The 2,746-nt window shown below is 68.8% G+C and carries 2 protein-coding genes; one reads left to right on the forward strand and one right to left on the reverse strand.

The window, feature by feature from the left end:
* Positions 1–13: 13 nt before the first annotated feature.
* Positions 14–1,090: a sporulation protein gene (locus ACFV5N_RS26655; protein WP_385604753.1), complete on the reverse strand. Its 1,077-nt coding sequence runs from the start codon at positions 1,088–1,090 to the stop codon at positions 14–16.
* Between the two features lie 480 nt (positions 1,091–1,570).
* Here ACFV5N_RS26655 and ACFV5N_RS26660 point away from each other — a divergent pair.
* On the forward strand, positions 1,571–2,746 hold a 1,176-nt coding region (locus ACFV5N_RS26660; protein ID WP_385604756.1), incomplete at its 3' end, for a cation:proton antiporter.

The raw sequence follows: 2,746 nt of genomic DNA on the forward strand, positions 1-2,746 counted from the left end.
GCCGTCACCCTTGTCACTCCTCGTCGCCGCCGAAGTCCTCGGCGGCTTCGGCGTCCCCGTCGTCGCCGTCCATCATCTCGCCGATGGCGTAGGCGCCGAGCGCGCCGACGGCGACACCGGCCGCCGCGCCCGCGATGACGCCGCCCATGCCGGGGCCGGAGCGCTGCTGGTCGCCCGGGTAGCCGCCCTGCGGGTACCCCTGGTGCGGGTAACCGCCGTGCGGGTGGCCCTGCTGGGGGAAACCGCCCTGCCCGTAGCCGCCCTGGCCGTACCCCATGGCGCCGCGCCGCTGCTCCTGCCGGGTGGCGAGTTGCTCCAGCCAGGAGGCGACCTCGGCGTTCCAGTCGCGCTGTTCGGCGTCGCTGTGCTGGGCGGTGAAGCGCATCAGGGTGTCCTGCCCGCCCTGGCCGAAGAAGCCGCCGCGCTTGTCGGCCTCCAGGATGATCTCCACTCCGGCCGGGGTGGTGAGGAAGGTCACCTCGACCTCGTTCATCAGGTGCGCGTACTGCGGCGAGGGCGTGAGTTCGATCTCCTGGAAGAACGGCAGGCGCTGCCCGGTGCCGGGGATCGTGCCCAGTTCCAGGTCGGCGGTGCGGAAGCCGAAGCCGAGGTTGCCGAACGCCTGGAGGATCGCCTCCTGCACGGGCAGCGGCGCCACCCGCAGCGGGTCGAGGTCGCCCTTGTCCTTGGCGCCGGACACGGCGAGTTCGGTACGGACGCCGAGGACGACACCCAGCGGCTGACCGTACAGCTCGGTCACCGGGGTCTCCCACGGCAGATGGACGGTGAACGGTACGGAGCGCTGTTCCTCCGCGCCGAGCCGGAAGCCGCCGCCGACCGTGACCTGGTCGAAGGCGACGTAACCCTCGGCGTCGCGCCCGCCGAAGCCCTGGCCGTCGGCTTCGACGCGGGCCACGAGGTGCAGGGTGATGTGGGAGATCTCCGTCTCGGTGGAGCCGCCGCGCAGTTCCACCCGCCCGGTCAGGGCGCCGCCCGGCAGCACGGCGAGGCCCTGCGGGCCGCCGTCCAGGACCGTGTCCACGGTGGGGCCGCCCACTCCGAGGGCTCCGAGCAGCTTCTTGAACACCATCTCGGCGTTCTCTCCTTCGTGTTGTCCATGAGGGGATGAGCGTTTGCGCCCGGGGGCACTGCTCATCCGGGCACGAACACAACTAACCTGCCCCGGGTAGCCGTTCCCGTCGTCCGGGCGCGCGGAAGTTTTCGGCCATGGTGGGTGTTACTCCCAGGACGCGGGCCGCGGCGGCCGCCGTGGGGCATGACGTGCGGGTGGGACGGGTTCGCCGGGCCACAGTGGGGTGTCCGTCTCCCGCTGTGAGCGTCCGGTGACGCGTGACGCAGGTCATACGGAGGTCACGGGAAGAAAACCGGACCAAAAAATGGTTTGGTAAGCTAACTATTAACGCTTTCTTGACGCTCACTTGACCGAGACGTCCGGACGCCCAGGAGGAGACATCCACTTGACGACGCCCGCCCGCATCGGCTTCCGCCCGTTCCCGACCGTCACACCCCCCAGGTGACGGCCATGGGACATGCTGACACTCTGCTTGCCATGGGTGGCGCCTTCGTCGCCGCCGCTGTTCTGGCCCGCCTTGGCAGCCGCATCGGATTGCCGACCATTCCGCTCTTCATCCTCGCCGGGATTCTCCTCGGACCCCACACCCCCGGCTTCGTCCTGCTCGACGACCCGCACGACCTGGAGATGCTCTCCGCCCTCGGGCTGGTACTCCTGCTGTTCTACCTCGGCCTTGAGTTCCACATGGACGATCTCAAGACCGGTGGCAAGAAGATGGCCATCGCGGGATGTTTCTATCTCCTCCTCAACGTGGGAGCCGGGCTCGCCTTCGGCTTCATGATGGGCTGGGGTACCTCGGAGGCGTTCGTCTTCGCCGGTGTCCTGGGGATCTCCTCCTCCGCGATCGTCACCAAGATCCTCGTGGACCTCGGGCGGATCGGAAACCCCGAGACCAAGCCGATCCTGGGCATCATCGTGGTGGAGGACATCTTCCTCGCCATGTACCTGGCCGCGCTCCAGCCGATCATCTCGGGCGCGGACGACCTCGCGGAGACCGCCGGCCAGATCGGCAAGGCTTTCGCCTTCCTGCTGCTGCTGGCGCTGGCTGCCCGCTTCGGCACCAAGGTCATCGGCAAGCTGTTCGCGATCAAGGACAACGAGCTGCTGGTCATCTCGTTCCTCGGCGCGGCCGTGCTGGTGGCCGGGATCTCCGAGAAGTTCGGCGTCGCCGACGCGATCGGTGCCTTCATGGTGGGTCTGATCCTCGGCAACACCGCGTCCGGGAGCAGGATCCGCGATCTCGTGCATCCGCTGCGGGACGCCTTCGCCGCGATCTTCTTCTTCGGCTTCGGTCTGTCCATCGACCCGGGCGACATCGGCACGGTCATCGTCCCGGTGCTGATCGCCGTCGTCATCACCCTGGCGATGAACCTGACCGCCGGTATCGTCGCGGCCCGCATCTACGGGTTCGGACCGCAACCGACGGCCAATGTGGGCACCACGCTGCTGGCCCGAGGGGAGTTCGCGCTCATCCTCGCCACCATGGCGGCGACCGCGGGGCTCGATCCACGGCTCTCGCCCTTCATCGCCAGCTATGTGCTCATCCTCGCGGTGCTCGCACCGCTGGTGGCCGGGCGTTCGCACTGGGTGGCCAAGATACTGCCCGGTGGCCGCCGCCCGGACGTGGAAGCCGAACGGCAGCCGGAGGAGGTG

Origin of the sequence: Streptomyces sp. NPDC059853 (genome assembly GCF_042731495.1) — a bacterium.
GTDB lineage: Bacteria > Actinomycetota > Actinomycetes > Streptomycetales > Streptomycetaceae > Streptomyces.

Bases quoted from the DNA above. Each gene is read 5' to 3' on its own strand.
- ACFV5N_RS26655 (WP_385604753.1), bottom strand. From the start codon at position 1,090: ATGGTGTTCAAGAAGCTGCTCGGAGCCCTCGGAGTGGGCGGCCCCACC.